This is a genomic window from Bacilliculturomica massiliensis (genome assembly GCF_900605495.1).
Classification (GTDB): Bacteria; Bacillota; Clostridia; order Peptostreptococcales; family Anaerovoracaceae; genus Bacilliculturomica; species Bacilliculturomica massiliensis.
In genome coordinates this window covers 1,975-5,373 of record NZ_LR027593.1, presented here as the reverse complement: position 1 = coordinate 5,373, position 3,399 = coordinate 1,975, and the positions used below count along the sequence as shown (strand labels likewise).

Below are 3,399 nucleotides of genomic sequence, written 5' to 3'. Positions count from 1 at the left end.
AAACTGGCGACGTCCTACTCTCCCAGGCAGCTGCCCGCCAAGTACCATCAGCGCTAGAGAGCTTAACTTCTGTGTTCGGGATGGGAACAGGTGTGACCTCTCTGCTATTGTCACCAGATCTCTTGCTCGTCCTTCTTCCCCCTGGCTATGCTTTCTCAAGCTGCGCCATACGAAACAAGTCCTTCGCAATTCGTTGCCGGCCCTCTCAGGCCTGCTTTTGAAGGCATACACCCTCAAAACCAAACAATACAATCCAACTTCCCTTTGAAACCTTGATCAAGTGTTCGACCTATTAGTATCGGTCAGCTCCATACATTACTGCACTTCCACCTCCGACCTATCTACGTGGTAGTCTCCCACGGGTCTTACCTTGCGGAGGAAATCTATTCTTGTGGGGGGCTTCGCACTTAGATGCTTTCAGCGCTTATCCCGTCCATACTTAGCTACCCAGCCATGCCCTTGGCAGAACAACTGGTACACCAGCGGTATGTCCATCCCGGTCCTCTCGTACTAAGGACAGCTCCACTCAAATTTCCGACGCCCACAGCGGATAGGGACCGAACTGTCTCACGACGTTCTGAACCCAGCTCGCGTACCTCTTTAATGGGCGAACAGCCCAACCCTTGGGACCTACTTCAGCCCCAGGATGAGACGAGCCGACATCGAGGTGCCAAACACCGCCGTCGATGTGGACTCTTGGGCGGTATCAGCCTGTTATCCCCGGGGTAGCTTTTATCCGTTGAGCGATGGCCCTTCCACTCGGAACCACCGGATCACTAAGCCCGACTTTCGTCCCTGCTCGACTTGTCTGTCTCGCAGTCAAGCTCCCTTCTGCCTTTACACTCTTCGCGCGATTTCCGACCGCGCTGAGGGAACCTTTGGGCGCCTCCGTTACTCTTTAGGAGGCGACCGCCCCAGTCAAACTGCCCACCTGACACTGTCCTGGTACTGGTTGACAGTACGCAGTTAGAACTTCAACGTTACAAGAGTGGTATCCCAACGGTGACTCCTTCGATACTGGCGTACCGAGCTCTTAGTCTCCCACCTATTCTGTACATGCAACGCCGAAATCCAATATCAAGCTACAGTAAAGCTCCACGGGGTCTTTCCGTCCTGCTGCGGGTAACCGGCATCTTTACCGGTACTACAATTTCACCGAGTCTATTGTTGAGACAGTGCCCAGATCGTTACGCCTTTCGTGCGGGTCGGAACTTACCCGACAAGGAATTTCGCTACCTTAGGACCGTTATAGTTACGGCCGCCGTTTACTGGGGCTTAAGTTCTGTGCTTCGATTGCTCTAACACTTCCCCTTAACCTTCCAGCACCGGGCAGGCGTCAGCCCCTATACTTCAGCTTTCGCTTTTGCAGAGACCTGTGTTTTTGGTAAACAGTCGCCTGGGCCTTTTCACTGCGGCCAGCTCTCGCTGGCACCCCTTCTCCCGAAGTTACGGGGTTATTTTGCCGAGTTCCTTAACAATAGTTCTCTCGCTCGCCTTAGGATTCTCTCCTCATCTACCTGTGTCGGTTTGCGGTACGGGCACCTACGGTCTCACTAGCGGCTTTTCTTGACAGTGTGAAATCAGCAGCTTCGGTACTTTATTTCCCTCCCCATCACGCCTCAGAATTGATAGAACGGATTTGCCTATCCTATCTCCCTCGACGCTTAGACGCGCTCAACCAACGGCGCGCTCTGCTTATCCTTCTGTGTCCCCACTTCGTTCAAACGACTTTCGGTGGTACAGGAATCTCAACCTGTTGTCCATCGCCTACGACTCTCGTCCTCGGCTTAGGCCCCGACTAACCCTGAGTGGACGAACCTTCCTCAGGAAACCTTAGATTTTCGGCGGGCAGGATTCTCACCTGCCTCTCGCTACTCATGCCAACATTCTCTCTTCTGTACAGTCCACCTCACCTTACAGTTCGGCTTCTGCCCGTACAGAATGCTCCTCTACCAATTGCCTAAGCAATTCCAAAGCTTCGGTAGTAAGTTTTAGCCCCGTTTATCTTCCGCGCAGAGTCACTCGACTAGTGAGCTATTACGCACTCTTTAAATGAGTGGCTGCTTCTAAGCCAACATCCTAGTTGTCTATGCAGCTCCACATCGTTTTCCACTTAACTTACATTTGGGGACCTTAGCTGTTGGTCTGGGCTGTTTCCCTTTCGACTATGAAACTTATCTCCCACAGTCTGACTCCCAAGTATAATACTACGGCATTCGGAGTTTGATAGTCTTCGGTAACCGGTGAAGGCCCCTAGGACATTCAGTGCTCTACCTCCGCGTATCTTTACCTTGAGGCTAGCCCTAAAGCTATTTCGAGGAGAACCAGCTATATCCGAGTTCGATTGGAATTTCACCGCTATCCACACGTCATCCCAGCCTTTTTCAACAGACATGAGTTCGGTCCTCCATAACCTTTTACGGTTACTTCAACCTGCACATGGATAGGTCACCCGGTTTCGGGTCTACAGCATGCAACTGGACGCCCTATTAAGACTCGCTTTCGCTTCGGCTCCGCTGCTGAACAGCTTAACCTCGCTGCATACCATAACTCGTTGGCCCGTTCTACAAAAAGTACATGGTCACTTCCGCTCCCATTGCTTGTAAGCATAAGGTTTCAGGTTCTCTTTCACTCCCCTCCCGGGGTTCTTTTCACCTTTCCCTCACGGTACTATTCTCTATCGGTCACTAGGTAGTATTTAGCCTTGGGGGGTGGGCCCCCCTGCTTCAGATCGGGTTTCACGTGTCCGGTCCTACTCTGGTGCCACTCGGTCCTTGATCTATTTCGCCTACAGGGCTCTTACCTTCTGCGGCCGCCTTTTCCAAAGCGCTTCGACTATAGATCGCCGACGTTATGAGTGGTCCACAACCCCACACCGAAGTGTGGTTTGGGCTCTTCCCCGTTCGCTCGCCGCTACTTAGGGAATCGAGGTTTCTTTCTCTTCCTCCGGGTACTTAGATGTTTCAGTTCCCCGGGTTACCTTCTCCGTACCTATGGATTCAGTACGGGATACTTACGCATTACCGTAAGTGGGTTGCCCCATTCGGAAATCTGCGGGTTGACGGATATTTGCTCCTCACCGCAGCTTATCGCAGCTTGTCACGTCCTTCTTCGGCTCCTAGTGCCAAGGCATTCACCTTATGCTCTTATTCACTTGATCTCAGTGAATCGACTGCTGAGTAATGGCAGTCTGTTTTCATTATTGTTAATTAACTTCAATGAAAAGTATTTTCTGGTTTCTCGGTAAATTTAATTGAAATTGTAGTTTACCCAGTCAGCTTCTCTGAACTCTCGTTCCGAAAAGACTGTCTTAGTTAAACTTTCTTTTGTAATCTTTCGATTACCTCGATTTCGTCTTAAATTTGTTGTTTTGTATTGTTCAGTTTTCAAGGTGCATAG

At 50.8% G+C, this 3,399-nt stretch carries 2 rRNA genes; both read right to left on the bottom strand.

The annotated features are described in order from the left end of the window. Position 1: 1 nt before the first annotated feature. Positions 2–118: ribosomal RNA gene (gene rrf / locus E0E37_RS01200) — 5S ribosomal RNA — on the bottom strand. 154 nt (positions 119–272) lie between these two features. Further along, positions 273–3,160: ribosomal RNA gene (locus E0E37_RS01195) — 23S ribosomal RNA — on the bottom strand. Between the last annotated feature and the right edge of the window lie 239 nt (positions 3,161–3,399).